This window comes from Methylibium sp. Pch-M, from assembly GCF_004136295.1.
In the GTDB taxonomy this organism is placed as follows: Bacteria; Pseudomonadota; Gammaproteobacteria; order Burkholderiales; family Burkholderiaceae_C; genus Methylibium; species Methylibium petroleiphilum.
Genome location: NZ_CP029606.1, coordinates 2467346 through 2493872 on the forward strand (window position 1 = coordinate 2467346; position 26527 = coordinate 2493872).

The 26527-nt window shown below is 69.5% G+C and carries 31 protein-coding genes and 1 tRNA gene; 22 read left to right on the top strand and 10 right to left on the bottom strand.

The features are described 5' to 3' along the window. Positions 1–58 precede the first annotated feature (58 nt). On the top strand, positions 59–703 hold the full coding sequence (trhA, locus tag C1M51_RS11900) for a PAQR family membrane homeostasis protein TrhA (RefSeq protein WP_129450042.1): 645 nt from the start codon (positions 59–61) through the stop codon (positions 701–703). 18 nt (positions 704–721) lie between these two features. Here trhA and miaB read toward each other — a convergent pair whose 3' ends face one another. Together miaB and C1M51_RS11910 are read right to left on the bottom strand one after the other, a co-directional pair. Next, positions 722–2095 (bottom strand): tRNA (N6-isopentenyl adenosine(37)-C2)-methylthiotransferase MiaB, encoded by a 1374-nt coding sequence (miaB, locus tag C1M51_RS11905; RefSeq protein ID WP_129450044.1) that lies wholly within the window; start codon positions 2093–2095, stop codon positions 722–724. Beyond that, complete coding sequence (locus C1M51_RS11910; RefSeq protein ID WP_129450046.1) at positions 2092–2466, bottom strand: hypothetical protein; 375 nt, start codon at positions 2464–2466, stop codon at positions 2092–2094. Before C1M51_RS11910 ends, miaB begins: the two co-directional genes overlap by 4 nt. A gap of 221 nt (positions 2467–2687) precedes the next feature. On the opposite strand from C1M51_RS11910, the gene C1M51_RS11915 reads away from it, so the two are divergent. Next, positions 2688–3176, top strand: coding sequence for a DUF3568 family protein (locus C1M51_RS11915; protein WP_165349681.1), 489 nt, complete (start codon positions 2688–2690; stop codon positions 3174–3176). Positions 3177–3212: 36 nt separating this feature from the next. Here C1M51_RS11915 and C1M51_RS11920 read toward each other — a convergent pair whose 3' ends face one another. The 3 genes from C1M51_RS11920 to C1M51_RS11930 all read right to left on the bottom strand — a co-directional run bounded on the left by C1M51_RS11920 (position 3213) and on the right by C1M51_RS11930 (position 4016). After that, a complete protein-coding gene (locus C1M51_RS11920) occupies positions 3213–3461 on the bottom strand; it encodes a hypothetical protein (protein WP_242499666.1) in 249 nt (82 codons plus the stop codon). A gap of 112 nt (positions 3462–3573) precedes the next feature. Beyond that, on the bottom strand, positions 3574–3819 hold the full coding sequence (locus C1M51_RS11925; RefSeq protein ID WP_129450049.1) for a hypothetical protein: 246 nt from the start codon (positions 3817–3819) through the stop codon (positions 3574–3576). 120 nt (positions 3820–3939) lie between these two features. Further along, a tRNA-Met gene (locus C1M51_RS11930) sits at positions 3940–4016 on the bottom strand. Between the two features lie 122 nt (positions 4017–4138). Between C1M51_RS11930 and C1M51_RS11935 the strand changes: the two genes are divergently transcribed. Continuing rightward, positions 4139–4537 (top strand): hypothetical protein, encoded by a 399-nt coding sequence (locus C1M51_RS11935; RefSeq protein WP_129450051.1) that lies wholly within the window; start codon positions 4139–4141, stop codon positions 4535–4537. Between the two features lie 10 nt (positions 4538–4547). Here C1M51_RS11935 and C1M51_RS11940 read toward each other — a convergent pair whose 3' ends face one another. Then, positions 4548–4742, bottom strand: a complete 195-nt coding sequence (locus C1M51_RS11940) for a DUF2905 domain-containing protein (RefSeq protein ID WP_129450053.1) — start codon at positions 4740–4742, stop codon at positions 4548–4550. 15 nt (positions 4743–4757) lie between these two features. Next, positions 4758–5834 (bottom strand): class I SAM-dependent methyltransferase, encoded by a 1077-nt coding sequence (locus C1M51_RS11945; RefSeq protein WP_129450055.1) that lies wholly within the window; start codon positions 5832–5834, stop codon positions 4758–4760. A 78-nt stretch (positions 5835–5912) separates the two neighbouring features. Here C1M51_RS11945 and C1M51_RS11950 point away from each other — a divergent pair, with 78 nt between their 5' ends. Genes C1M51_RS11950 through C1M51_RS11965 form a run of 4 tightly spaced genes read left to right on the top strand, consistent with a single transcriptional unit; the run spans position 5913 to position 8688 of the window. Continuing rightward, positions 5913–6692 carry an SDR family oxidoreductase gene (locus C1M51_RS11950; protein WP_129450057.1) on the top strand — a complete coding sequence of 260 codons (780 nt, stop codon included), beginning with the start codon at positions 5913–5915 and terminating at the stop codon, positions 6690–6692. Between the two features lies 1 nt (position 6693). Then, positions 6694–7095, top strand: coding sequence for a dihydroneopterin aldolase (locus tag C1M51_RS11955; protein WP_129450059.1), 402 nt, complete (start codon positions 6694–6696; stop codon positions 7093–7095). Beyond that, positions 7092–8033: a tRNA 2-thiocytidine(32) synthetase TtcA gene (gene ttcA / locus C1M51_RS11960; RefSeq protein WP_129450061.1), complete on the top strand. Its 942-nt coding sequence runs from the start codon at positions 7092–7094 to the stop codon at positions 8031–8033. The genes C1M51_RS11955 and ttcA overlap by 4 nt, the downstream gene beginning before the upstream one ends. Before the next feature lie 19 nt (positions 8034–8052). Continuing rightward, positions 8053–8688 (top strand): DUF4136 domain-containing protein, encoded by a 636-nt coding sequence (locus tag C1M51_RS11965; protein ID WP_242499668.1) that lies wholly within the window; start codon positions 8053–8055, stop codon positions 8686–8688. Between the two features lie 4 nt (positions 8689–8692). Here C1M51_RS11965 and C1M51_RS11970 read toward each other — a convergent pair whose 3' ends face one another. Next, positions 8693–9577 carry a DUF6279 family lipoprotein gene (locus C1M51_RS11970; protein WP_129450062.1) on the bottom strand — a complete coding sequence of 295 codons (885 nt, stop codon included), beginning with the start codon at positions 9575–9577 and terminating at the stop codon, positions 8693–8695. Here C1M51_RS11970 and glmU point away from each other — a divergent pair. After that, a complete protein-coding gene (gene glmU, locus C1M51_RS11975; protein ID WP_129450064.1) occupies positions 9567–10949 on the top strand; it encodes a bifunctional UDP-N-acetylglucosamine diphosphorylase/glucosamine-1-phosphate N-acetyltransferase GlmU in 1383 nt (460 codons plus the stop codon). The two genes, C1M51_RS11970 and glmU, sit on opposite strands and share 11 nt — an antisense overlap. 170 nt (positions 10950–11119) lie before the next feature. Further along, the gene (locus tag C1M51_RS11980; protein ID WP_242499670.1) at positions 11120–11653 is read left to right on the top strand and encodes a J domain-containing protein; all 534 of its coding nucleotides are present in this window, start codon (positions 11120–11122) and stop codon (positions 11651–11653) included. A gap of 39 nt (positions 11654–11692) precedes the next feature. Here C1M51_RS11980 and C1M51_RS11985 read toward each other — a convergent pair whose 3' ends face one another. Next, positions 11693–12181, bottom strand: a complete 489-nt coding sequence (locus C1M51_RS11985; RefSeq protein ID WP_036229646.1) for an Lrp/AsnC family transcriptional regulator — start codon at positions 12179–12181, stop codon at positions 11693–11695. Positions 12182–12333: 152 nt separating this feature from the next. Here C1M51_RS11985 and glmS point away from each other — a divergent pair, with 152 nt between their 5' ends. The 4 genes from glmS to C1M51_RS12005 all read left to right on the top strand — a co-directional run bounded on the left by glmS (position 12334) and on the right by C1M51_RS12005 (position 16552). Next, entirely contained in the window at positions 12334–14193 is a 1860-nt protein-coding gene (gene glmS, locus C1M51_RS11990) for a glutamine--fructose-6-phosphate transaminase (isomerizing) (protein WP_129450066.1), read from the top strand. A gap of 117 nt (positions 14194–14310) precedes the next feature. Beyond that, the gene (locus C1M51_RS11995) at positions 14311–14739 is read left to right on the top strand and encodes a hypothetical protein (RefSeq protein ID WP_129450068.1); all 429 of its coding nucleotides are present in this window, start codon (positions 14311–14313) and stop codon (positions 14737–14739) included. 287 nt (positions 14740–15026) lie between these two features. Beyond that, positions 15027–16154, top strand: a complete 1128-nt coding sequence (locus C1M51_RS12000; protein ID WP_129450070.1) for an aminotransferase class V-fold PLP-dependent enzyme — start codon at positions 15027–15029, stop codon at positions 16152–16154. A 38-nt stretch (positions 16155–16192) separates the two neighbouring features. Beyond that, complete coding sequence (locus C1M51_RS12005) at positions 16193–16552, top strand: translation initiation factor Sui1 (protein ID WP_129450072.1); 360 nt, start codon at positions 16193–16195, stop codon at positions 16550–16552. A 33-nt stretch (positions 16553–16585) separates the two neighbouring features. Here C1M51_RS12005 and fliE read toward each other — a convergent pair whose 3' ends face one another. Further along, positions 16586–16918: a flagellar hook-basal body complex protein FliE gene (gene fliE, locus C1M51_RS12010; RefSeq protein WP_129450074.1), complete on the bottom strand. Its 333-nt coding sequence runs from the start codon at positions 16916–16918 to the stop codon at positions 16586–16588. A gap of 185 nt (positions 16919–17103) precedes the next feature. Between fliE and fliF the strand changes: the two genes are divergently transcribed. From fliF to fliN, 9 genes are all read left to right on the top strand, one after another. Beyond that, positions 17104–18807: a flagellar basal-body MS-ring/collar protein FliF gene (gene fliF, locus C1M51_RS12015; RefSeq protein ID WP_129450075.1), complete on the top strand. Its 1704-nt coding sequence runs from the start codon at positions 17104–17106 to the stop codon at positions 18805–18807. 61 nt (positions 18808–18868) lie between these two features. Further along, entirely contained in the window at positions 18869–19864 is a 996-nt protein-coding gene (fliG, locus tag C1M51_RS12020; protein ID WP_011828166.1) for a flagellar motor switch protein FliG, read from the top strand. Then, complete coding sequence (locus C1M51_RS12025) at positions 19848–20654, top strand: flagellar assembly protein FliH (RefSeq protein ID WP_129450077.1); 807 nt, start codon at positions 19848–19850, stop codon at positions 20652–20654. Before fliG ends, C1M51_RS12025 begins: the two co-directional genes overlap by 17 nt. Further along, on the top strand, positions 20651–22114 hold the full coding sequence (gene fliI / locus C1M51_RS12030) for a flagellar protein export ATPase FliI (RefSeq protein WP_310733927.1): 1464 nt from the start codon (positions 20651–20653) through the stop codon (positions 22112–22114). Before C1M51_RS12025 ends, fliI begins: the two co-directional genes overlap by 4 nt. A gap of 40 nt (positions 22115–22154) precedes the next feature. Then, positions 22155–22631: a flagellar export protein FliJ gene (gene fliJ, locus C1M51_RS12035; protein WP_011828169.1), complete on the top strand. Its 477-nt coding sequence runs from the start codon at positions 22155–22157 to the stop codon at positions 22629–22631. A 17-nt stretch (positions 22632–22648) separates the two neighbouring features. Then, on the top strand, positions 22649–24157 hold the full coding sequence (locus C1M51_RS12040; RefSeq protein WP_129450079.1) for a flagellar hook-length control protein FliK: 1509 nt from the start codon (positions 22649–22651) through the stop codon (positions 24155–24157). A 158-nt stretch (positions 24158–24315) separates the two neighbouring features. After that, complete coding sequence (gene fliL, locus C1M51_RS12045) at positions 24316–24948, top strand: flagellar basal body-associated protein FliL (protein ID WP_036234667.1); 633 nt, start codon at positions 24316–24318, stop codon at positions 24946–24948. 142 nt (positions 24949–25090) lie between these two features. Beyond that, the gene (gene fliM, locus C1M51_RS12050) at positions 25091–26092 is read left to right on the top strand and encodes a flagellar motor switch protein FliM (protein WP_011828172.1); all 1002 of its coding nucleotides are present in this window, start codon (positions 25091–25093) and stop codon (positions 26090–26092) included. Further along, positions 26085–26513: a flagellar motor switch protein FliN gene (gene fliN, locus C1M51_RS12055; protein ID WP_011828173.1), complete on the top strand. Its 429-nt coding sequence runs from the start codon at positions 26085–26087 to the stop codon at positions 26511–26513. Before fliM ends, fliN begins: the two co-directional genes overlap by 8 nt. Positions 26514–26527 lie beyond the last annotated feature (14 nt).

The window sequence follows — 26527 nt, forward strand, 5'->3', positions numbered from 1 at the left end:
CGCACAATCAAGGCATCGCATCGCAGCACCGTGATGCAGAGAAGCCGGAGCGTGCGCCATGGTCCTGCCCGAGCGCCCACAGACTGCCGCCGAGGAGCTGGCCAACGCGGTCAGCCATGGCCTCGGACTGCTGCTGGCGCTGGCGTCCTTGCCGGTGGTCGTGGAGTTCGCGGCGCGGCACGGCAGCCTGGTGAAGCTGGTCGGTGTCAGCGTGTTCTCGGCGACGATGATCCTGGTGTACTTCGCGTCCGCGCTGTATCACGCGCTGCCGCCGGGGCGGGCCAAGCGCTGGTGCAACACGCTGGACCACGTGGCGATCTATCTCTTCATCGCGGGCAGCTACACACCGGTCGCGCTGGGCCGGCTGCCCGACGGGCCGGGCTGGACGCTGCTGGGCCTGGTGTGGGCGCTCGCCGTCATCGGTGCCCTGCTCAAGATCACCCGGCGGCTGGCGAATCCATTGCTGTCGACCGCGCTCTACGTGGCGATGGGCTGGCTCGCGGTGTTGGCTGCCGGCCCGGTCTTGCGCGACATGCCGCCGGGCGTGCTGGCTTGGCTGCTGGCGGGCGGCCTGGCCTACCTGGTGGGCGTCGTGTTCTTCGTGCTCGACTCGCGTCTGCGCTTCGGGCACTTCGTCTGGCACCTGTTCGTGCTGGCCGGCAGCACCTGCCATGTCTTGGCGGTGCTGGGGCCGGCCGTCTGAGCGGCCGCGCAGCAGCCGTCAGGCCGGCTGCGGGCTGCGTTCCCGCAACAGCACCTCGCCGCGCAGCGAGTGCGGGTAGGCCTCGGTGATCGTCACGTCGATCAGCTGGCCGGTCAGGCGGGCCGGGCCGGCGAAATTGACGATGCGGTTGCACTCGGTGCGGCCCATCAATTCGTGGCCGGCGTTGAGCTCAGGCCGGCGCGACGGCCCCTCGACCAGGATGCGTTGCACGGTGCCGACGCGGCTCTGGCCGATGCGCCGGCCGTTGGCCTCGATCGCTTCCTGCACCTGCTGCAAACGGGCCAGCTTGAGTTCGCGCGGCGCGTCGTCGTGCAGCGCCGCGGCCGGCGTGCCGGGGCGGGCGCTGTAGATGAAGCTGAAGCTGTGGTCGAAGCCCACGTCCTCGATCAGCTTCATCGTGCGTGCGTGGTCGTCATCGGTCTCGCCGGGGAAGCCGACGATGAAGTCGGTCGACAGGCTGATGTCGGGTCGGATCGCGCGCAGCTTGCGGATCGAAGACTTGTACTCCAGCGACGTGTAGCCGCGCTTCATCGCGCTCAGGATGCGGTCGCTGCCGTGCTGCACCGGCAGGTGCAGGTGGTTCACGAGTTGCGGCACGCGGGCGTATACATCGATCAGCCGCTGCGAGAACTCGTTCGGATGGCTGGTGGTGTAGCGGATGCGGGCGATGCCGGGGATCTCGGCCACGTACTCCAGCAGCAGCGCGAAGTCGGCGATCTCGGCCGTGTCGCCCATGCGGCCGCGGTAGCCGTTGACGTTCTGGCCCAGCAGCGTCACTTCCTTCACGCCCTGGTCGGCCAGGCCGGCCACTTCGGTGAGCACGTCGTCGAACGGCCGCGACACTTCCTCGCCGCGCGTGTAGGGCACGACGCAGTAGCTGCAGTACTTGGAGCAGCCTTCCATGATCGAGACGAAGGCGGTCGCGCCGTCGACGCGCGCCGGCGGCAGATGGTCGAACTTCTCGATCTCGGGGAAGCTGATGTCGACCTGCGGGCGCTGCTGCGCATCACGACGCGCCAGCATCTCCGGCAGGCGGTGCAGCGTCTGCGGACCGAACACCACGTCGACGTAGGGCGCACGTTCGATCAGTGCCGCGCCTTCCTGGCTGGCAACGCAGCCGCCCACGCCGATCTTCACGCCCCTGGCCTTCAGGTGCTTCACGCGCCCGAGGTCGCTGAACACCTTCTCCTGTGCCTTCTCGCGCACGGAGCAGGTGTTGAAGAGAATCAGGTCGGCCTGTTCCACGTCGGTCGTCGGCTCATAGCCCTCGGCCGCGCGCAGCACGTCGGCCATCTTGTCCGAGTCGTACTCGTTCATCTGGCAACCGAAGGTCTTGATGAAGACCTTCTTGCCGGTGCCGGCGGCGCTCATGGCTTGGTCCAGGCCTGCGCGGCCGGGTCGAAGGACCAGCGCGCGGCTTCGTCGGCGGTCTTCGGCCACAGGCCCGCCTTCTCTTCGGCGCGAAGCACCCACACGTCCTTGAGCAGGCCCAGTGTGTCGACGGTGTAGTGGGCGATGAAGCGCTGGCCGATCAGTGCTCCGGACACCTGGACGAGATTGTTGGTGTCGCGTAGCCGGGCGCCGGGTGCGAGCCGAGCCGCCTTGCCGTTGAGCAGCACGTCGGGGGGATTCACCATCGTGATCTCGCCGCGCAGCGCGTTGTACGGGAAGTTGCGCTGCACCTGGGCAGACGCGGCGAACGGGGCACTCAGGGCGAGCGCGAGCAGGGCACAGCGGTACATGGTGTGGATCCAGTGGCTGCAGAGGGAGGGAAGCTTGAAATTGTAGTGACCCGCAGAGCCTGTCGGACTTGTTCGAAAACGTACCGGCGGGGGCCTCCGCGGGTGCCAGATCCGTCACGAACGCTGGCCGGTGCCGGGAGGTTTGAACGGCCCCGGCCGCATGCCGCTCGATGGCGCGGAAGTTGCCTTGCCCCTTCGGTTCTCAAGTGCCGGAGCGCGGAATGTCATCGAACCCTGGTCGGATCCTGGCGTCGTGGATGCGCTTGCTGGCCTTGGTGGTGATGGGGGCGTCGCTGTCCGGCTGTGGCGCGCTGGCCATCACCGCACTCGGCGTCGGCGCCTCGGCCGGTGTCTCGCACACGGCGAGCGGAACGAGCCACCGCACCTTCACGGCCAGCGCCGCCCAGGTCAAGGCGGCGTCGCTGGCGGCCCTGAACAAGATGGGTGTCAACATCGACGGCATCGAGAAGACCGAGAACGGTGAGCTCATCAAGGGCAACTCTGCGGACCGCAGCATCGAGATCGAGCTCGAGGCGATGAGCAAGTCCACCACGCAGATGCGAGCGTCGGCGAAGCGCAACCTGTTCGTCCACGATGCCGCCACGGCGAAGGAGATCGTCGAGCAGACCGAGCGCGCCATGGCGGCGGCCGACAAGCGTGCCAAGGCCGCGACCACCAGCTATCTGGTCAGGGCTTCGGGCTCGCTGTGACCCGGAGCGTTGGCGCGGGGCCTTGACGGCGAATGCTCAGGAGGCCACGGCCTCGCGCAGCCGGATCGCCTGGTGACCGATGTCGAGCGCATGCCGCAGCGCCGCAGCTGGCGCCTCGAAGCGGTGTCCCCCGGAGACCCGGTCGCTGCTGAACACCACCTCGGGCGGTTGGTCCGCACCGCGCACGCGATGCACCTCGACCGCGGCCGTGTAGCCCCCGCGGACAGCATCCAGGGCGCCAGCGTAGATTCGGAAATCGCCGACTTCGCGTTCTTGCAGATTCATCCAGAGCTCCTTCTCGGCGGCTGTCGCCAATGTGGTGTCGAAGCATCGGTGATTCGCCGGCAGCGAACCATTCCCCACGGACGTCCGCGCTGAAGAGGGGCGGTCGAGCTGTTCAGCCGCGGACATGGTTGGCAAGCAGGTAGATGGTGACCGTGCCGGCGAACAGCACCACGGACAGTGCGCGCCACGCATTGAACGATCTGCGCTTGTGGTGACGCGATGGTGGGGCACGGCGTTGTCGATGTGCCTCGTCATCGTCGCCATGCAGCAACGAATAGGACGTCGAGGTCTTGAATTCGCTCGGCCGGTCGTCGGTCCGCTCGCGGTCCCAGTTGAAGGCTTGAGTGTCGTGGCGCATGCGCGCAGTGTCTGCCTGCACCCAGCCGTGCTGTATCCCGCGCTCGCGGGCCCCGCAGATGCGGGTGGATCGGCCACGCCGCAAACGAGAAGCCCCGCACGGGGCGGGGCTCAGGTGTCTTGGTGGCGCTTCAGGGATTCGAACCCCGGACCTGCGGATTATGATTCCGTCGCTCTAACCGACTGAGCTAAAGCGCCAAAGCCGCGCATTATAGCGAGCCTTCTCCTGGCTTGCGAATGCCGCACAGTTCTCGGGGGCAGCACCCTGCCTGTGCCAGCATCGGGCCGCGATGCGAAGCGCGCATCGAACGAGGTGTTCCATGGGCTGGTGGCGATCAGACCTCGCGGACGGGATCCGCAAGCTCGGATTCCGCAAGTGGTACGAGCGCGAGTTGATCTCCAGCCATGCGCATCTGGTGCTCACGTTCATGTGCATGGTCGGGCTGCTGGGCGGCTTCGAGGTTTATGACCGCCGCGCGCCGCTGAGCGACCAGCTGGTGACCGGCATCGCGGTGCTGTTGTCGGCAGGGATCGGCTTGTGGGCGTTACGCCGCTACCTGTTCCTGTTGCTGCATGCAGAAACCACCGCCAACCAGGCGGTGTGCCCGCAGTGCGATGCCTATGCCCGCTTCGATGTGGCTGCCGGGCCGCAGGCCGAGGCCGATGCGGTCGCCGTCCGATGTCGTGGCTGCGGGCAGGAGTGGACGATCACGCGCTGAGGAGCGCCCGTCAGATCAGTTGGCCCACGGCCATGGCCAGGAAGCTCAGCAGCAGCGTGGTCGCGATCGGCAGAGACCACTCGCGGCCGCCGAGGCGGAAGTTCAGATCGCCGGGCAGGCGGCCGAGGCCGAACTTCTGGAGCCAGGGCCGCAGGCCGTTGAAGACGACCAGCGTGATGACGACGACGAGCAGCCAGCGCAGCATGGTGGGGTTCGGGTCTCAGAGCATGTGGCTGCGATCGCCCTGGGCGAAGCCGATCGCGTCGAAAGGCTCGCCGGCCGCGAAGCCGATCACCTTGAAGAGCTCGCCCATCTCGTGCTCGGTCAGCAGCTTCTGCGCCGCGGCGATGGCGCGCAGATCGGCACTCTGCAGGTCGTCGAGCAGGCCGCAGTTCATCAGGAAGCGCGCCTGGGTGGTGTAGCCCAGCACGGCGAGCCCGGCGTCCTGGCCGGCCAGCGCGATGCCGGTGAAATCGACGTGGGCGGTGATGTCCTTGTCGCCCACGTCGCTCAGCGGGTCGCCGTCGGCCTGGTGCGCGTGGTGGCACATCAGCGTGCCGCCGATGCGCTGCGGATGATGGAACTCGGCCTCGGGGAAACCGTAGTCGATGAAAAACGCCGCACCGCGCCGGAGCGTGGCGGCCAGCGTGCGGATGAAGGCCTCGCCCTGGCGCTGCAGTTCGACGGTGGTGCCAGGCGCGCGGTCGGCGGCCAGCGGCGGGCGCAGTGAGGTCGGGCGGTCGGCATACATGAAGCGGCCATCGGAGAACACCACGCCGCGCTCGAGCCACTGGCGGCCATCGAAGTGCAGCAGGGCCACCGGCATCGCGTCGAGCACTTCGTTGCCGACCAGCACGCCATCGATCCGCTCCGGCAGGCGATCCAGCCACACCGCCTTCGCCGCGTGCGGCGGAGCCACCCGCTCGGCGATGGCCGCCCGCTGGCGATCGCGCAGCGCCCCGGACAGGTCGACGATGACGTAGCGGTCGATCCGGTCGCCCAGCGCCTCCAGCAACTGCGTGGCCAGCGCTCCCGAACCGGCGCCGAACTCCCACACTTCGCGCGTGCCGGTGGCGTCCAGCGCCTGACCCAGCTGGCGCGCCAAGGCGTGGCCGAACAAGGGACTCAGCTCGGGTGCGGTGACGAAATCGCTGCCGGAGCCTGGCATCAGGCCGAACTGGCGATCGCCGCGCACGTAGTAGCCCAGACCGGGTGCGTACAGCGCAAGCTCCATGTAGCGCTCGAAGCCGAGCCAGCCGCCGGCGCGCTCGATCTCCGTTGCGATCCGCGCTTTCAAGGCCTCTTGCAGGCTCGGCAGGGGGGGGCTGGCTACACTGACGGGACTCGATTCCACCCCTCCATTGTCCCGCACGACATGAGCGTCGATTCCCGTCCCGTGGTGCTCGTCACCGGTGCCGCTCGGCGCGTCGGCCGGGCCATCGCGCTCGAGCTGGCTGCGCACGGCTTCGATGTGGCAGTGCACAGCCATCAGGCCAGCGACGAGTCGATCGACACGCTGCAGGCGGCGCGCGCGGCGGGCGCGCGCGCCGAGGCGTTCGTGGCCGACCTGGCCGACGAGACGGCCTGCCGGGCGCTGCTGCCTGCCGTGGCCGAGCGCATGGGGCGGATCGACGCGGTGGTGAACAACGCCTCGCGCTTCGAGTACGACGGCGCAGGGGACTGCAGCTATGCGTCGATGGCCGAGCACTGGCAGGTCAACACCGCCGCCCCGGTGCTGCTGGCGGCTGCGCTGTACCAGCGGCTCAGCGGTAGCGCCGGGCGTGGCTGTGTCGTCAACCTGCTCGACCAGAAGCTGTGGAACCCGAACCCGGACCACTTTTCGTACACGCTGTCGAAGGCTGCGCTGGAGGCGGCGACGACGCTGCAGGCGCAGGCCTTCGCGCCCACGCTGCGCGTGGTCGGTGTCGCGCCCGGCGTCACGCTGCCGTCGGGCCCGATGGACAGCGCGGAGTTCGTGCGCGCGCACGCGATGACGCCGCTGAGGCGCTCATCGACGCCCGAGGACGTGGCGCGTGCGGTGCGTTTCCTGATCGAGTCGCCGGCCATCACAGGCACCACGCTGCTGGTCGACGGTGGGCAGCACCTGTCCGCGCAGCCGCGCGACGTGCTGTTCCTTGCGCGCGAGGGGGCCTGAGGTGCCGCACTGGACCCTGCATCCCCGGCTGGCTGCGTGCCGGCGCGTGTTCCTGAAGTCGTACGCGCTGCCGGTGCGCATCGGCGTGCACGACTTCGAGCGCCTGGGTCCGCAGCGGCTGCTGATCGACGTTGATCTGTACGTGCCGCTGGCGGCCAGCACGCCGCGCGAGGACCGGCTCGACGAAGTGGTCGACTACGACTTCATCCGCCACGCCATCGCCGAGCGCGTGGCGCAGGGCCACATCGGGCTGCAGGAAACGCTGTGCGACGAGATCGCCGCGCGCATGCTGGCCCATCCCCAGGTGCGCGCGGTGCGCGTGTCGACCGAGAAACCCGACGTCTACGCCGACTGCGCCGCGGTCGGCGTCGAGGTGTTCCACATCAAGGAGAGCGACGCATGAGTGCCGTCGTCATCGAGCCCGGCGTCACGCAACGTCAGGCCGGCAAGCCCGCCTTCGAGGCCAACAAGCTCAGCAAGCGCCTGCACCGGCTGGTCGGCCAGGCCATCGGCGACTTCAACATGATCGAGCCCGGCGACAAGCTCATGGTCTGTGTGTCGGGCGGCAAGGACAGCTACGCGCTGCTCGACATCCTGCTGAACCTGCAGCAGCGCGCCCCGATCGATTTCTCGCTCGTCGCGGTCAACCTCGACCAGAAGCAGCCCGGCTTTCCCGAGCACGTGCTGCCCGAATACCTGGCGAGCCGTGGCGTGCCCTTCCACATCGAGAACCAGGACACCTACTCCATCGTCAAGCGCGTGGTGCCGGAGGGCAAGACGATGTGCAGCCTGTGCTCGCGGTTGAGACGCGGCATCCTGTACCGCGTGGCCGGTGAGCTGGGGGCGACCAAGATCGCGCTCGGCCACCACCGTGACGACATGCTGCAGACGCTGTTCCTCAACATGTTCTTCGGCGCCAAGCTCAAGGGCATGCCACCCAAGCTGGTCAGCGACGACGGCCGGCACGTCGTGATCCGCCCGCTGGCCTACGTGCCCGAGCACGACCTGGAAGCCTGGGCCGCGCACCGCCAGTTCCCCATCATCCCCTGCACGCTGTGCGGCAGCCAGGAGAACCTGCAGCGCAAGCAGATCGCGCAGATGCTGCGCGACTGGGAGCGTCGGCACCCCGGCCGGCTCGACAACATGGCCAGCGCGCTGGCCAACGTGGTCCCTTCTCATCTGCAGGACCGGAACCTCTACCCCTTCACCACGCTCCAAGCCACCGGAAGAGCCGACGATCTGGGTGACAAGGCCTTCGATGACGACGAGACCTGTGCGCCGCCCGGCACGGCGTCGGCCATCGAGGCCGCGCTGCCGATCCGTTGGCATGGGCAGGGCTGAGTCAGGGCAAGGAGTCCGCATGCATCGAACCCGATCCGCCATGGCATCGCTGGCGGCATGCGCTGCGGCGCTGCTCGTCGCAGGTTGCGCCAGCCTCAACAGCGTGGCCGTCGACGTGTCCAGCCAAGGGAACTGGCCGGCCGATCGCAAGCCGGGCAGCTACGCGGTCGAACGCCTGCCGTCGCAGCAGGCCAACGCGGCCGAGCAGGACCGCATCGAGGCCGCCGCCCTGCCGGCCCTCGAGGCGGCCGGCTTCACCCGCGTTCCGCTCGAGCAGGCCGACGTGCTGATCCAGGTCGGGGCCCGGGTGTTCGAGGTGGCGCGCCGCGATCCCTACATGAGCCATTGGGCCTGGCGCAACGACTGGTGGTTCTACGGCGCGCGCCGACCGTTCTTCCATGGGCCGGGCTTTGGCTATGCACCGGGGTTCGGTTATGACTATTACGACGTCCCGGATTACCAGCGCGAGGTCGGCATCCTGATCCGTGATCGGCGCAGCCAGCAGATCGTCTACGAGACGCGAGCCGCCTATTCGAGTCGCTGGACCTCGGAGGCGCTGCTTCCGGCGATGTTCGAGGCGGCAATGAAGGACTTTCCGCTGCCGGCGCTGACGCCGCGGACGGTGACGGTGGCGTTGCCTCCGTCGCCGCGCTGATCGATCAGGCGGGCGTCGCGAGACGCCGCAAATCGGCCGCCCAGCCTCTGAGCTTGCGCTGGGCCTCCTGGCGTTGCTCGGGCGTCGTGCGATTGTGGATCTGCGCGAGCAGTTCGCAGTTCGCCGCGTCGAGGCGTCGCTGGTAGCTCTGGTAGGCCTCGTCCGGCGAGCGCTTGACCTCCTGCCAGTGAGTCCGCAGTGCGTCGGTGGTCGAGGTGACCGACAGTGCGCCGGACTGCGCCTGCCGCAAGATCCTCAACAGGTCGCGCTGCCGGCGCTGGCGCTCGTCCAGCCAGCGTTCCGGCTCGAACGGTGATTTGCTCAAGGATTGCGCGATGCGCTCGCGCTGCAAGCGGTCGAGCCGGCCATACAGCTGCTCTGCCCGATCGACCACGCGCTCGACCGCCGCCGCGCGCCGCTCGGCCGGGTCGGCCTGCAGGAAGTCGTCTCGGAATTCGGCGTTGTTCTTCGCCTGCTTGCGTTCCAGGCGATTCAATTGCTCCGGGCTGAAGCTCGCGGCAATTGCTGCGGTGTCGGGCAGTGCGTGGTCGACGGCGCGATCGATGCGCAGGCGCACCTCGTCGAACCAGCGGCAGGCCTGGGTGGGTGTGGCGTCCTGGCCGGCTTCGGCCGCCGCGCGGTCGAGCAGCGCCACATAGTCCGGCAGCTCGGTCCTGCGATGCCAGGCAAACCACCGGGTGATCGCGTCGCGCGTGCGCAGCGTCTGATCGCCGTTGAAATCGACGTAGCCGTCAAGCCACCAGTACGCCAATTCCCCGGCCTGCGTGTAAGCCAACCGCAGCGCGCTGCAGCCGCCCAGTGCCAACAGCACACAGGCCGCGATAATTCTCCAACCTCTCAACCACCTGACCATCAGCATGCTGGACATCGTGATCATGGCCGCCGGCAAGGGCACCCGCATGAAGTCGAGTCGGCCCAAGGTGTTGCACACCCTGGCCGGGCGAGCCTTATTGCAGCACGTGCTGGCCACGGCCGCCGGTCTGGGGGCGCAAAGACTCATCACGATCACGGGTCATGGCGCCGAGCAGGTGGAGGCGGCCATGCGCTCGGCCTTTCCCGCGGCGCCGCTCGCTTTCGTGCGGCAGGAGCCGCAGCTCGGCACCGGGCACGCCGTGCAACAGGCGGTGCCGCTGCTCGACGATGCCGGCACCACACTGATCCTCAATGGCGACACGCCGCTGATCGACGCGTCGACGGCGCGTGCGCTGGTCGATGCCTGCGGCGGCACGCGGCTCGCCTTGCTGACCATCGATCTGGCCGACCCCACCGGCTACGGCCGCATCCTCCGTGACGGCGAAGGGCAGGGCGAGAAGTTGCTTGGCATCGTCGAGCACAAGGACGCCAGCGCGGCGCAGCGGGCCATCCGCGAGGTCTACACCGGCATGATGGCTGCGCCCACCGCGCTGCTGAAGCGCTGGCTCGCGCGCCTGTCCAACGACAACGCCCAGCGCGAGTACTACCTGACCGACGTGGTCGCGATGGCCGTTGCCGATGGCGTGGCGGTGGTCGCTGCGCAGCCCGCCAGCGAAACCGAGGTGCTGGGCGTCAACAGCCCGCTGCAGTTGGCAGATCTGGAGCGCCGTCTGCAGCGCAAGCAGGCCGAGGCGCTGCTCGAGGCCGGCGTGCGGCTGGCCGATCCGGCGCGCTTCGACCTGCGCGGCACGCTCGGCTGCGGCAGCGATGTCGAGATCGACGTCAACTGCGTCTTCGAAGGTCGGGTCGAACTCGGCGACGGCGTGCACATCGGGGCCCACTGCGTGATCCGCGACGCGCGCATCGCCGCGGGCGCGGTGATCCATCCGTTCACGCACATCGACGGTGCCGAGGTCGGTGCGGGCGCGCTGGTCGGGCCGTTCGCGCGCCTGCGGCCGGGTGCCGAACTGGGCGCCGAAGTGCACATCGGCAACTTCGTCGAAGTCAAGAATTCCACGCTCGCGCGCGGCGCCAAGGCCAACCACCTGGCCTATCTGGGGGATGCGACGGTCGGCGAACGCGTGAACTACGGCGCCGGCAGCATCACCGCCAACTACGACGGTGCGAACAAGCACCGCACCGTGATCGGCGACGACGTGCACGTGGGCAGCAACTGCGTGCTCGTCGCGCCGGTCACGCTGGGCGCCGGCGCCACGATCGGCGGTGGCAGCACGATCAGCAAGGACGTGCCGGCCGGGCAACTGGGTGTGGCGAGGGCGCGGCAGACCGTGATCGCAGGCTGGCAACGGCCGACGAAAAAACGCTAGCAGTTGTTACGCCGGTAACGGCGGGCCGGCCGGGTGGGCGGCCTTGCGTGGGCCCGGGGCGCGCGCCCGCGGCACAGTTGCAACAGCGGGGCGGAGGACATCGTTCCGGTTGCAGACGCGCCAACTCTGCACGACATGCCGTGACACCGCGCCGGTAGCATCGGAAACCGATGCGACGCCCCAAGATTCCCCACTACTACGGCCGCCTGAAGGTGGCGCCCGACGCGCCGCCCGAAGTGATCCGTGCCGCCTACAAGGCGCTGGTGCAGAAGTACCACCCCGATCGCCATCACGGCAGCGTCCGCCATGAACTGGTACTGACGGCCTTGAACAAGGCGCAGGACGTGCTGCTCGACCCCGACCGGCGTGCCGCCCACGACCAGTGGATCCGGCGCGAGGAAATCCGCCTGGGCTACCGCGATCCCGAGGACCAACCGGCCCCTGGGTTGCGGGTCCGATTGCAGTTGCTGGCGTCCGGAGTGCGGGAGGGCGGCTTGTCGTTCGGGGAGGCCTGGCTTACCTACCTGACCGGCGCCCAGCGCTTGGCGGTCGGTGCCGTCGGCGTGGTGGCCCTGGGACTCGGACTGGGCGGCCTGGTGGTGCTGCTGTTGCCGCACGACGACGTGCTGAGCGGATTGACGTCGCCGGCCGCGCTGCACAAGTCGCTTTCCGCGGCGGAAGGCGCGGCGTCCGCGCCGAACTGACGGGCGCTTGCTGCGGCGGCGCTCACCGGCCCACGCAGCTCACCGCGCGGGCAGCGGCAGTTCGCTGCCGAACTTCGCGCGCTTGATGCTGAAGAAGGCCCGCACGTTGCGCACGTTGGCGTCGGCCGTCAGCAGCCGTGCGGTGAAGGCCTGGTAGGCCTCCATGTCGCGCACACCCACCACCAGCATGAAGTCAGGCCCCGGAGAGACCCGCCAGCACTGCTGAACGCTGGCGTCGGCCACGGCGCGCGCCTCGAACGCGTCCAGGCCCTCGCTGGTCTGCACGTCGAGCGTGACCTCGAGCAGCGCATGCAGTTGCGGCAGGCCGGCGTCGGCGAGGCGCTGCGGCGACAGCTGGGCGGTCACGCGCTCGATCAATCCCAGCGCATGGAAGCGTCGGACGCGGCGGTGCGTGGTGGCCGTGGCCACGTGGACCTCGGCCGCCAGCGCCTGATTCGAGAGCGACGCGTCGCGCTGCAGTTGCGCGAGCAGCCGGAGGTCGAGGGGATCCAGTGTGATCTTGTTCACGAAATAAATAGTCTATTATGTATTGGAATTTGCATTAAGTTTTCATTGTAGAAAGTTTTGAGATTTTTATGTCGTTTGATGATTAATTTAGAAAGCATATTTGTTGCTACCGTCCCTAGGATGCGCCATCCACAGCTCAGCAAGGCCATCTCATGTGCGGCATCGTCGGCGCGGTAGGCGCGCGCAACATCGTCCCCATCCTCGTCGAAGGCCTGAAGCGGCTCGAGTACCGGGGCTACGACTCCTGCGGGGTCGCGGTGCATCAGGACGGCGCGCTGCGCCGCAGCCGCAGTACGTCGCGCGTTGCGGAACTCGACGTGCAGGTGGCCGCCGATGCGGTGCAGGGAACGACCGGCATCGCCCACACGCGCTGGGCCACGCACGGTGCGCCAGCGGTGCACAACGCCCATCCGCATTTCTCCAGCGGCCCGGGCGCCGATACCGCGCGTCCGGCGCGCATCGCGCTCGTGCACAACGGCATCATCGAGAACCATGACGACCTGCGCGCCGAACTGCAGGCGCGCGGCTACGTCTTCGCGAGCCAGACCGACACCGAGGTCATCGCCCACCTGATCGATTCGCTGTACGACGGCGACCTGTTCGACGCCGTGCAGCAGGCCACGCAGCGGCTCAAGGGCGCCTACGCCATCGCCGTGTTCTGCCGCGACGAACCGCACCGCGTGGTGGGTGCGCGAGAAGGTTCGCCGCTGATCCTGGGCGTGGGGCAGGGCGAGAGCTTCCTCGCATCGGATGCGATGGCGCTGGCCGGCGTGACCGACCAGATCGTCTATCTGGAAGAGGGTGACGTGGTCGACCTCCAACTGGGCAGGCACTGGATCGTGGCGCGCAACGCGGCGACCGGCCGCCACGAGCGCGTGCAGCGCGAAGTGCGCACCGTGCATGCCCACACCGGCGCGGCCGAACTCGGCCCCTACCGCCACTACATGCAGAAGGAGATCTTCGAGCAGCCGCGCGCGATTGCCGACACGCTCGAAGGCGTGCAGGGCATCGTGCCGGAGCTGTTCGGCGACGGCGCACACCGTGTCTTCAAGGAGATCGACTCGGTGCTGATCCTGGCCTGCGGCACCAGCTACTACGCCGGTTGCACCGCCAAGTACTGGCTGGAGTCGATCGCCCAGGTGCCCACGCAGGTGGAAGTGGCCAGCGAGTACCGCTACCGCGACAGCGTGCCGAACCCGAAGACGCTCGTCGTCACCATCACGCAGAGCGGCGAGACCGCGGACACGCTGGCCGCGCTGAAGCACGCGCGCTCGCTGGGTATGAAGCACACGCTCACCGTGTGCAACGTCGCCACGAGCGCGATGGTGCGCGAGTGCTCGCTGGCCTACATCACGCGGGCGGGCGTCGAGATCGGCGTGGCCTCCACCAAGGCCTTCACCACGCAGCTGGCAGGCCTGTTCCTGCTCACGCTGATGCTGGCCAAGACCCGTGGGCGGCTGAGCGAGGACGCCGAGGCCGGGCACTTGAAGGCGCTGCGCCACCTGCCGGTGGCGCTGCAGGCCGTGCTGGCGCTCGAGCCCCAGGTCATGGCCTGGGCCGAGGAGTTCGCCCGCAAGGAGAACGCACTCTTCCTGGGCCGCGGGCTGCACTACCCGGTGGCGCTGGAAGGCGCGCTCAAGCTCAAGGAGATCAGCTACATCCACGCCGAGGCCTACCCGGCCGGCGAACTGAAACACGGCCCGCTGGCACTGGTGACCAGCGCGATGCCGGTCGTCACCGTGGCGCCGCACGACGCGTTGCTCGAGAAGCTCAAGAGCAACCTGCAGGAAGTGCGCGCGCGCGGCGGCGAGCTGTTCGTGTTTGCCGACGCCGACACGCGGATCGAAAGCAGCGAAGGCGTGCACGTGATCCGCATGCCCGAGCACTACGGCGCCTTGTCGCCGCTGCTGCACGTGGTGCCGCTGCAGCTGCTGGCCTATCACACGGCCTGCGCGCGCGGCACCGACGTCGACAAGCCGCGCAACCTCGCGAAGAGCGTGACGGTGGAGTGATAGAACGAGGCGCCGTCGCTGGCGTGACTCCTCATTGCGTTCTCCGGTGCGGCGGCCGAAGATCGACCGACGAGCGGATCTGCCGGCGGAGGGCGTGCGATGGGAAGCAAGGAATCGATGGCTACGCTGAGTGGCCTGCTGGCGGCAACGGCACTGGCCCTTCTGCCGGCGCTTCGCGTCACCGCGGCTGAAAGCGGTTCGGGAGCTGCGCGCGACGGTGGTGCGCTCGTCATGGCCAGCTGCGTCGAGGGCAGTCCGCCGCTGGTCTTCGCCAGGGCCGACCCGCGCGCGCTGCTGGACCCCGAAGATCGCGAACGATTCCAGGGCGCCGCCTTGTCTCTCTACCGTGTGCTCGACCGCAGCGCGTTCGCGCCGGTGCAGATCATGCTGTGGGACAAGGGGCCGGGGGAGTGGGTCTACGTGAGCGTGCTGCCGGTCGACGGCGATGCGCAGCGGTCGTGTTTCACGGCCACCTTCACCGCCGAACCCTTCGAGTTCACGCCCGCGCTGATCCGCAAGTACTTTCCGGACGCCAGCCGCACTTGATGCGGTGCCGGACCCGGTTGGGCCGCGCCGTGCGCGGTTACTCGGCCGAGGAGACAATGCGCGGTCGTCGGGTTGCTCATCGCAGCGCGACGAGCTTGAGACGGGAGGCGGCTCATTCGGGTTGACCTCAGCGTGTTGCGGCGATGTTTTGGTACACAGTGGGCGGCATGCCGATCCTGGCAAAGCCCATCGCGCTACGGCGATGGCAGGCCTTCGTGCGGCGCTCCATGGCCCGCATGAAGGCCGCAAACCCCTGCAACAGAGACAGTTTCTCAGTGGAGTGATCGATGCCTGGCTTGCTGCCGAACGTGGACCCGGAGGGTTTGCTCGAGTACTCGGTGGTCTACACCGACCGTGCCCTCAACCACATGTCCCAGAGTTTCCAGGGGGTCATGCGCGACATCTCGGCCACGCTCAAGCGCGTCTACAACGCGAAGTCGGCCGTCATCGTGCCCGGCAGCGGCACCTTCGGCATGGAGGCGGTGGCGCGACAGTTCGCCGCCGACCGCAAGGTTCTGGTCATCCGCAACGGCTGGTTCAGCTACCGGTGGACGCAGATTCTCGACATGGGCCGCATCGCTTCCGACGCCACGGTGCTGAAGGCGCGCCGCACCGGGCCGGGCGCGCAGGCCCCCTTCGCGCCGGTGCCGATCGACGAAGTGGTGGCCACGATCCGTGCGGAACGTCCCGCGGTCGTGTTCGCGCCGCACGTCGAGACCTCGGCCGGGATGATCCTGCCCGATGCCTACCTGCGCGCCGTGGCCGACGCGGTGCACGAGGTCGGCGGGCTGTTCGTGCTGGACTGCATTGCGTCGGGCACCTTGTGGGTCGACATGCAGGCGACCGGTGTCGACGTGCTGGTCAGCGCGCCCCAGAAGGGTTGGAGCGGGTCGCCCTGCTGTGCACTGATCGCGATGAGCGATCTGGCGCGCGAGCGCATCGACGGGACGCAGAGCACCAGCTTCGCCTGCGACCTGCGCAAGTGGCTGCAGATCATGGAGGCCTACGAGGCCGGTGGCTACGCTTATCACGCCACGATGCCGACCGACTCGCTGGCCCGCCTGCGCGATGTGATGCGCGAGACCGAGGCCTATGGCTTCGAGAAGGTGCGCGCGGAACAGCAGCAGCTGGGCGAGCGGGTGCGTGCGCTGCTGGTGCGCAAGGGCCTGCGCAGCGTGGCGGCCGAGGGATTCCAGGCGCCCTGCGTGGTGGTCAGCTACACCGAGGACCCGGCCATCCAGTCGGGGCAGAAGTTCCTCGGGCTGGGCCTGCAGGTGGCCGCCGGCGTGCCCTTGCAGTGCGACGAGGGGGCCGACTTCCGGACCTTCCGCATCGGCCTGTTCGGGCTCGACAAGCTGCATCACATCGAGCGCACGGTCCGTCACCTCGACGAGGCACTGACCCGCATCCTCTAGCCGATGGATCGGCGCTGCACCGTGCCGGAGCGGCCGGCATGAAGAGCCGGTCGACCGGCGGCTTGGTCTACTCGACCGAACTCGGCCGGACCTGCCCGACCTGCCGTCAGGCGATCGCCCAGTGCGCCTGCCGCAGCGCCGGCACCGTGCCGGCCACCGACGGCATCGTGCGCGTCTCGCGCGAAACCAAGGGTCGTAACGGCAAAGGCGTCACGGTCGTCAAGGGCCTGGGGCTGGAACCGGCCGCGCTGGCTCAACTGGGCAAGCAGCTGAAGGCCGCCTGCGGTTCGGGCGGCACGACGAAGGACGGGGTGATCGAGGTACAGGGCGATCACTGCGAACGCGTGATCGAGTGGCTCCAAGCCCGCGGGCACACCGTCAAGCGCGCCGGCGGTTGACCGGCCACCTCCCCGGACGGCCGCTCACCGGCCTCACATCGACATGTTCATGATGTCGGTGTAGGCCTGCACCAGCTTGTTGCGCACCTGCAGCGTTGCCTGGAAGCCGATCTGGGCCTTCTGCATCGCGACCATCGTCTCTTCCAGAGAGACCGACGAGTTGCCCAGCTGGACCTGCTTCTGCAGCTCGGTGGCCTGGTTCTGCGCGGTACTCACCGACTTCAGCGCGGCGCTGAAGCTGGTCTGGAAGCTCGCCGGCTCCACGCCCTGCGACTGCGTCGCCAGGCGCACGCGCTCGGCCACCTGCGGCATCCCGGCACGGGCTGCGGCTTGGGCAAAGTCGAAGGGCTTGAGCTTCACGTCCATGGGGAAGGATCGTAGCCAGGGGGCCGCGGCGCAATGGAGGGAACTGGCGGGATTTGGCCGGCCTGTTCGCCGCTTTTCCGGCTCAAGGGTAACGAAACAATGCCGAGGCGCCGATGGGAATGGTCCCATCGCGCTTTTCGACTCACGATCCGACACGGACACGCCGCGACGCCCGACCCCTGCCGATGGACACCGCACTTGCCCCCGTGAATTCCCTGCCGCTCACGCCGGCCAACGCCGACGGCTTCGGCTCGCGCCTCGCCGCGCTGCCCGCCGGCCGCAAGTTCACGCTCGGCGTCGGCCTGGCCGCGCTGGTGGGCATCGCCTTCGCGATGTCGATGTGGTCCTCGCAGGGCAACTACAAGGTGCTGTACGCCGGCCTGTCCGACAAGGACGGCGGCGCGATCCTGGCCCAGCTGTCGACGATGAACGTGCCCTACAAGCACGCCGACGGCGGTGCCGCGATCCTGGTGCCGGCCGACAAGGTGCACGACGTGCGCCTGAAGCTGGCCTCGGCCGGCCTGCCCAAGGGCTCGATCGTCGGCTTCGAGCTGATGGACAACGCCAAGTTCGGCCAGACGCAGTTCCAGGAGCGCCTGACCTTCCAGCGCGGCCTCGAGGGCGAGCTGACCCGCTCGATCGGCGCGCTGGCCGCGGTGCAGAGCGCCCGCGTGCACCTGGCGCTGCCCAACCAGAACGGCTTCTTCCGCGAACAGCAGAAGCCCAGCGCCTCGGTGCTGCTGACGCTGCATCCCGGCCGCACGCTCGACCGCACGCAGATCGCCGGCATCGTTCACCTCGTGTCCTCCAGCGTCCCCGAGATGGACCCGAAGGCGGTGACCGTGCTCGACGCGACCGGCGCGCTGATCTCCGGCGCCGGCGACGCCGGTTCGGCCGGCGGCCTGGATGCCCAGCAACTGCAGTACGTGGGCCAGATCGAGGGCAACTACACCAAACGCGTGTTCGACATCCTCGAGCCGGTGCTGGGCCGCGACAACCTGCGCGCCCAGGTCACCGCCGAAGTCGACTTCTCGCAGACCGAATCCACCTCCGAGGCCTATGCGCCGAACCAGGGCCTGGGTGCCGACGGCAAGCCGGCCGCGGCCACGCTGCGCAGCCACCAGGTCAGCGAGGCCAGCGGCGGCGGCAGTGCCACGCCGGCCGGCGTGCCCGGCGCCGCCAGCAACCAGCCGCCGGTGCCGGCCACCGCGCCCGTCAACGGCAGTGCGCAGCCGCTGCAGACCGCGCAGTCGGGCGGCAGCAGCGGCGGCAACAGCCGGCGCGAGGCCACCACCAACTACGAGGTCGACAAGACCGTGCGCGTCACGCGCAACGCCACTGGCACCATCAAGCGCCTGAACGCGGCGGTGGTGCTGAACCACCGTTCGGTCACCGACGCCAAGGGCAAGACCAGCACCACGCCGATCTCGGCCGAGGAGATGGAGAAGCTCACCGCGCTGGTCAAGGAGACCATCGGCTTCAACGCCGAGCGCGGCGACTCGGTGAAGCTGATCAACGCCCCCTTCAAGGTCGAGAAGCCGCCGGTCGAGGAAGCGCTGCCGCTGTGGAAGCAGCCCGACACCCAGGACCTGCTGCGCACGCTGGCCGTGCCCGCCGCGCTGACGCTGCTGGCGCTGATTATCGTGTTCGGCGCGGTACGGCCGGCGCTGAAGGCGGCCCAGCCGGTCAAGCCGCAGCGCCAGCTCGACGCCGTGGTCGACGACGTGCAGGCGCTGCCGTCACCGCCGACGGCCCAGGCCTCGGCGCTGCCCGCGCTCGAGGCGCCGGTGGTGGACACGCGACTGAACCAGGCCCGTGCGCTCGCCAAGGAAAACCCGGCGGCCATGGCCAACATCGTGCGCGGCTGGTCCGCCAAGGAGGCCGCATGAGCCGGCGCGAGCCCCCTCGGGGGGCAGGAGCGCCTGGCGCGACGTGGGGGAGGTCATAAACATGGATGCGCAAGGACTGGAAGACGCGGCCATCCTGCTGATGTCGATCGGCGAGGAAGAGGCCGCCGAGGTCTTCAAGCACCTCGCCCCGAAGGAAGTGCAGCGCCTCGGCGAGACCATCGCCAAGATGAAGAGCGTGCCGCGCGAGCGCTTCGAGCAGGTGCTCGAGCGCTTCACCGGCGACGCGGCCGACACCAGCATGCTGGTGAGCGACACCGACGAGTACGTGAAGGCCGTGCTGCGCAAGGCGCTCGGCGACGACAAGGCCAATCTGCTGATCGACCGCATCCTGCAGGGCGGCGATGTCTCCGGCATCGAGAGCCTGAAGTGGATGGACCCGAATTCGGTGGCCGAGCTGCTGCGCAACGAGCACCCGCAGATCGTCGCGGCGATCCTCGTGCACCTGGAGTTCGACCAGGCGGCCGAGGTGCTGAAGGAATTCACCGAGCGCCAGCGCAACGAGGTGATGGTGCGCGTGGCCACGCTCGACGGCATCCAGCCCAGCGCGCTGAAGGACCTGAACGAGGTGATGGGCAAGGTGCTCGCCGGCGGCGAGCGCATGAAGAAGTCGATGATGGGCGGCGTCAAGCCGGCGGCCGAGATCATCAACATGATGGGTTCGGCCATCGAGACCTCGGTGCTCGACTACATCCGCGAGGCCGACAGCGACCTCGCGCAGAAGATCATGGACAACATGTTCACGTTCGACGATCTGCAGAAGATCGACGACCGCGGCATCCAGGCGCTGCTGAAGGAAGTGCAGACCGAATCGCTGGTGGTGGCGCTCAAGGGCGCGCCGCCCGAGCTGCGCGACCGCATCCTCGCGAACATGTCCACGCGCGCGGCCGAGACGTTGCGCGAGGATCTCGAATCGCGCGGTCCGGTGCGCGTCTCCGAGGTCGAGGCCGAGCAGAAGGAAATGCTGAAGATCGTGCGTCGCCTGGCCGACGAGGGCCAGATCGTGCTGGGTGGCGGTGGCGATGACCAGTTCCTTTGAACGCAAGCTCGGCGCCAGCCCGGCACCTCGCGATCCCCGCAGCCGCAGCCGTGCAACCGACGGCCCGGCGGCCGACGGCTCGCCGAACGCCTATGCGCGCTTCATCCCGCGCGAGGAAGTGCACAGCTTCGCCGCCTGGCGTCCCAGCAGCTTCGGCAGCGCACCGCAGAACCCGGCGGCCCCGGCGCCCGCCGCGCCGCTGGCGCCCGAACTGGTGGCCGCGCAGTTGCAGGCCGCGCGCCAGAGCGGCTACCAGGACGGCTACCGCGACGGGCTGACCGCGCTCGAAGGTTTCAAGCAGAGCTACGCCCAGCAGGTGACCGGCCAGGTCACCGCCGTGGCGCAGGCCTTCCGCGGCCAGCTCCAGCAACTCGAACAGGGCCTGGCCGCGCAGCTCGCGGACGTGGCTGTCGCGCTGGCGCGCCAGGTGCTGCGCAGCGAACTGGCGACGCGCCCCGAGCTGGTGGCGGCGGTGGCCCAGGAGGCGCTGGTCGCCACGCTGGCCTCGGCGAAGCAGGTGGCGGTGCACGTGCATCCGGAGGACCTCGCATTGTTGAGTCTGCATGCCGGTGAGGCTCTGGCCGCGCGCGGCGCGCGCCTGGTGCCCGATGCGGCCCTGGCACGCGGCGGCTGCGTGGTCGACAGCGAGGTCGGCATCATCGATGCCAGCATCGAGGCGCGCTGGCGCCGCGCGATGGACGGCATGGGGCAGCGCGCGGCCTACGAGGTGGCGCCATCGGCCGACGACGCGGCCGCTCCGGTGACCGACGAGAACGGGGCGAGCGCATGAACGCGCCGACCGAAGGCTGGCTGCCCGCCGCCTCTCCGGCCGCCGAGCGCCCAGCGGTGCCGCTCGCCGCGCTGCCGGCGTCCTGGCAACGCTACATGGACGATCTGAAGGCGCACGCCCTCGGCCCGGTGCCGCTGGAGGCGCAGGGCACGCTGGTGCGCGTGGCCGGACTGGTGCTCGAGGCCGCGGGCATCCGCGTGCCGGTCGGCTCGGTCTGCGAGGTGCGCATGGACGGCCAGCCGCCGGTGCTGGCCGAGGTGGTCGGCTTCGCCGCCGACCGTGCCTACCTGATGCCCACCGGCGAGCTGCACGGCCTGGCCAGCGGCGCGCGGGTGGTTCCGCGCTCGACGCCGAGCGTGGCGCCGGTGCTCGGCGAGGCGCATCACCCGTGGCGTCGCAGCGAAGACCGCACGCGCCACCTGCCGATCGGCGACGGCCTGCTGGGCCGCGTGATCGACCCGCTGGGCATGCCGCTCGACCGGCTTGGCCCGATCGGCGCCGTGCGCAACGAACCGCTGGTGCGCCGACCCATCAATGCGATGGAGCGCGACCCGGTGCGCGAGCCGCTGGACACCGGCGTGCGTGCGATCAACGCCATGCTCACGGTCGGCCGCGGTCAGCGCATCGGGCTGTTCGCCGGCTCCGGCGTCGGCAAGTCGGTGCTGCTGGGCATGATGGCCAAGTACACCGCGGCCGACGTCATCGTCGTCGGCCTGATCGGCGAGCGCGGCCGCGAGGTCAAGGAATTCATCGAGGACATCCTCGGCGAGGAGGGCCTGAAGCGCTCCATCGTCGTGGCGGCCCCGGCCGACTCGCCGCCGCTGACGCGCATGCAGGGGGCCGCCTACGCCACCGCGATCGCCGAGCACTTCCGCGACCGCGGCCAGCACGTGCTGCTGCTGATGGACAGCCTGACCCGCTATGCGATGGCGCAGCGCGAGATCGCGCTGGCGATCGGCGAGCCGCCGGCCACCAAGGGCTACCCGCCGAGCTGCTTCGCGAAGCTGCCGCAACTGGTCGAACGCAGCGGCAACGGCCTCAACGGCTGCGGCTCGATCACCGCGTTCTACACGGTGCTCAGCGAAGGCGACGATCAGCAGGACCCGATCGCCGATGCGGCGCGTGCCATCCTCGACGGCCACATCGTGCTGTCGCGCGACCTGGCCGAGAGCGGCCACTACCCGGCGATCGACATCGAACGCTCGGCCTCGCGCGTGATGCACAACGTGGCGCGGCCCGAACACCTGCAGGCGGCGCGCCGCCTGCGCCAGCTGTGGTCGCGCTACCAGAAGGCGCGCGACCTCATCGCGCTGGGCGCCTATGCGCCCGGCCACGACGCCGAACTCGACCTCGCGGTCAAGCAGCACGACGCGATGCGCGCCTTGTTGCAGCAGGACATGCACGACGCCTCCCGCCTGACCGACAGCGTGCGCCAGCTGCGCCAGCTGACCGGCCTCTGAGCCCGAGCGACCGATCGATCGTTTTCCCCGGAAGAACCCCATGAGCGCCCTCCAGCCCCTGAACACCCTGCTCGAACAGACCACGGTCGCACGCGACGCAGCGCTGGGCGTCCATCGCAACGCCCTGAACGCCGTGGCGGCGGCCCAGGCCCAGGCCACCCAGCTGGCCGAGTACCGCCAGGAGTACGCGCAACGCTTCGGCACGCAGTTCCAGCGGGCCGGCGCGATCGAGCTGCTGCAGTGCTACCAGGGCTTCATGGTCCGGCTGGACGAGGCGGTGTCGCAGCAGCAGCGCCTGCTTGCGCAGGCCATCGAGCGTGGCGAGACGGCCAAGGCCGCGCTGCTGAGCGCCGAACTGCGTGTGGCTTCGGTGCGCAAGCTGATCGAGCGGCGCATCGCCGAGGCCGTTCGCACCCAGGACCGCAGCGATCAGAAGGCGACCGACGAGCTGGCCTCGCGTGCCGCCTGGCTGCGACTGGCGGGCACCGCACCCGGCGCCGCGCTGGGCGCCGTCTGAGCCGGTACCTGCCCGCCATGAGCATGAACCTGTCCGTCCAGCAACGCGCTGCCGCCAACGCCCCGACCGCCTTCGCGGCCGAACCGGCGGCCGACCGCGGCAACTCCCCGGCCTCTTCGCCGTTCGCCGGCCTGCTCGGGGAGCAGCAGCGCTTCGTGGCGGGCCATGGACAGAACGGCCACAACGCCTTCGCCGCGCCACCGGCCCCCGCGAAGGCGAACCCGCCCGAGTCGCGCGCCGAGGCCGCACGCCGGCCGGAGCCGCAGCGTCGTTCGACCGGCGACGAGGCGAAGCCGATCGAGAAGGACAACGCCACGTCGAAGCGGGCGGCGGCCAAGGATGGCGTCGCGCCGCCGGCGGCCAAGCAGCCCGGCAAGCCCGTCGACGGCGCACGGCGCACCGCCGACGAGGCGTCCGACGAGGAGTTGCCGGCGGACGAAGCCGACACGGCCCTGGTCGAGCTGGCCGGCGAGCCGGTCGACGAGGCCTCCGCCAGCGACGCGGCCGATGCGGCGGCGGCCCAGCCGGCGCCCGCTGCTCCCGATCCGAAAGTGATGCTCGACTGGCTGGCCCGCTGGGGCACGGTCGCGCCGCCACGTGCCGCAGGCCATGCGACCACGCCCCCGGCCGATGCCGATCCGGCCGCCGAGTCCGTGGTCCCGAGCGCGGTGGCCAGTGCGAGCGCGGCGGGCGACTCGCGCCCGCCGGGCCCCGGCGTGGCTGAGGCCGACGGCGGCCCCCTGCGTGCCGGCGGCGACGGCCGGCATGCCGCGGCAGTCGATCCGGCCGCGGGCGCCACCGAACCCTCCGCCACGCAGGCACTGCATGCCGCCCATGCCGACGCGCAGGCCGAAGCGAAGGCCGGCGCCAGGGCCGTGGCGGCCGAGGCGCTGCTGCAGCCGGCCCCGGCCGGGGCCGCGCTCGCCGCCGGCTCGCGCGAACTCGCGATGGCCGCGTTGACGGCGGCCGAACCGGTGCGCGGCGCGCCGGCATCGGAGCGGGCACGCGTCGGCGAACAGCTGTCGCCGGCGTCGCCGCTCGGCGGCCTGGCGATGCCGACCGCCCCCGCTGCGACCCTTCTGACCGGTGCCCCGCTGTCCCTGAGCGTCGCGACCCCGGTGCAATCGCCCGATTTCTCCCAGGCGCTGGCCAGTCAGCTCACGACGCTGGCGCGGGGTGGTGTTCACGAAGCCGAGCTGCAGCTCAACCCGGCTGACATGGGGCCGATCGCGGTGCAGATCGTGATCGACGGCGCCCAGGCGCAGATCGATTTCACGGCCTCCCACGCCGGCACGCGCCAGGCGCTGGAGACCAGTCTGCCGGCGCTCGCGGCGGCGCTGAACGGCGCGGGCCTGACGCTCAGCGGCGGCGGTGTGTTCGAGCAGCGCTCCGGAGGCCGCGAGGGCGCGGCCGATGGCGAGCGCCGTGCCAGCGGGCGGAGCGAGCCGATCGCGCTCGGCGGCATCGAGGGCCCGGCGGGGGCACGCGCACCCGTGGCCCGCGGCCTGCTCGACCTCTACGCCTAGCACGCGGCGCACGCCGCGGCGGTGGCGGGGGGCGGCGGTAAGCGCCGGTTTCGCCCCCCTTATCGCGGCTTCGCCGCGAGGGCCGGCTCGAATAATCCTTTCCATTCCCTGCGTGCGGCGGCGTCTGCTCCGTGCGCGTTCATGGCAAGGAGTTCCCGATGTCTGCAGCCGCGGCCGATGCCGTCGAAGTGCCGAAGAAGGCCAAGAAGGGCCTGCCGAAGAAGCTCGTCATGATCCTGGCGATCGTGGCGCTGCTCGTGGCGGCCGGTGGTGGCGCCGCGGTCTACCTGCTGAAGAAGAAGGCCGCCGAGGCCGCTGCCGCCGCCGAGGAAGGCGACGATGCGGAAGAAGTGGCGCACGATGCTGGCAAGAAGGACCACAAGGCGCCGCCGAACTTCCTGCCGCTCGAGCCCTTCGTCGTGAACCTGGCCGACCGCGACCAGGAGCGCTTCGCGCAGATCGGCGTCACGCTGCAGGTCGACGACCCCAAGGTCGCCGAGGAACTCAAGCTCTACATGCCGGCCATCCGCAACGGCGTGCTGATGATCCTGTCGCACAAGACCTCGGGCGAGCTGCTCGAGCGTGCCGGCAAGGAAAAGCTCGCGGCCGAGATCATGCGCGAGTCGGTGCGGCCCCTGGGCATCGAGATCGAGATCGACGACGCGCCGGCGCATGACGCGGCGGCCGACACCGACGCCGAAGAAAAGCCGGTCAAGAAGAAGCGCAAGAAGGCCCCGGCCGTGCACAACCCGGTCGAGCACGTGCATTTCTCCAGCTTCATCATCCAATGATTGACGCCCCCCCCCGTTGCGGCTGCGCCGCTCCCCCCCAGGGGGGCGCCGCTGGCGGACCGGCAGAGCCGGATCCGCGGCGACTGCTCGGTCGTCGGCGTGATGTGTCGACCGCGGCTTGCGGCCGGGCGGAGTCCTCGGTATGAATCAGCAGATCCTGTCGCAGGACGAGGTGGATGCGCTGTTGCAAGGCATCACCGGCGAGAGCCAGAAGCTCGAGACCGAGGAGGTCGAGCAGGGGGGCGTGCGCGACTACAACCTGGCGAGCCAGGAGCGCATCGTGCGTGGGCGCATGCCCACGATGGAGATCATCAACGAGCGCTTCTCCCGCAACATCCGCATCGGCCTGTTCAATTTCATCCGGCGCACGCCGGAGGTGGCGGTCGGCACGATCAAGGTACAGAAGTACAGCGCCTTCCTGCGCGAGATCGTGGTGCCGACCAACTTCAACATCATGGCGGTGCGGCCGTTGCGCGGCAGCGGGCTGATCGTCTGCGACCCGACGCTGGTGTTCGCGGTGATCGACGCGCTGTTCGGCGGCGCCGGCAAGTTCCACACCCGCATCGAGGGGCGTGATTTTTCGCCCACCGAGCTGCGCGTGATCTCGCGCCTGGTCGAGGTGATCTCGGCCGAGTACAAGAAGGCCTGGGCTGGCGTCTACCCGGTTGAGCTGGAGTACCAGCGCTCGGAGATGCAGCCGCAGTTCGCGACCATCGCCGCGCCGAGCGAGATCGTCGTGACCACCTCGTTCACCGTCGAGATCGGCGACACCAGCGGCACCATCCATTTCTGCATTCCGTACGCCACGCTGGAGCCGATCCGCGACACGCTGTACTCCACCGTGCAGGGGGACGCCAACGAGCCCGACCGCCGCTGGGTCAAGCTGCTGACGCAGCAGATCCAGGCCGCCGAGGTCGACCTGGTGGCCGAGCTGGCGCAGGCGCCGGCCACGGTCGAGCAGTTGCTCGCGCTGAAGCCGGGCGACTTCATCGAGCTCGACCTGGACCAGGTGGTCCACGCCAAGGTGGACGGCGTGCCGGTGTTCGACTGCCACTACGGCACGAGCAATGGCAAGTACGCCATCAAGATCGATCAACTGCTGACGAACCAGGGCCCGTCCTGGCTGGGAGAACACCATGGCTGATGCCGCACCGAACGACGAACAGGACGCGATGGCCGCCGAGTGGGCCGCCGCGCTCGAGCAACAGTCGCCCGGCAGCGAGGTCGTCACGACGGCCGAGCAGGTGGCGCCGGCGTCGTTCGCCAACTTCGCGCCCACCCCGGGTGGCGGCGCGGGCAACGACATCAACATGATCCTCGACATCCCGGTGCAGCTCACCGTGGAGCTGGGTCGCACCCGCATCCCGATCAAGCACATCCTGCAGCTGGCGCAGGGCTCGGTGGTGGAGCTCGACGCGCTGGCCGGCGAGCCGATGGACGTGCTGGTCAACGGTTACCTGATCGCCCAGGGCGAGGTGGTGGTGGTGAACGACAAGTTCGGCATCCGCCTGACCGACATCGTGACGCCCAGCGAGCGCATGCGCCGGCTGAGCCGCGGCGGCTGATCCGGAAGCCTGGA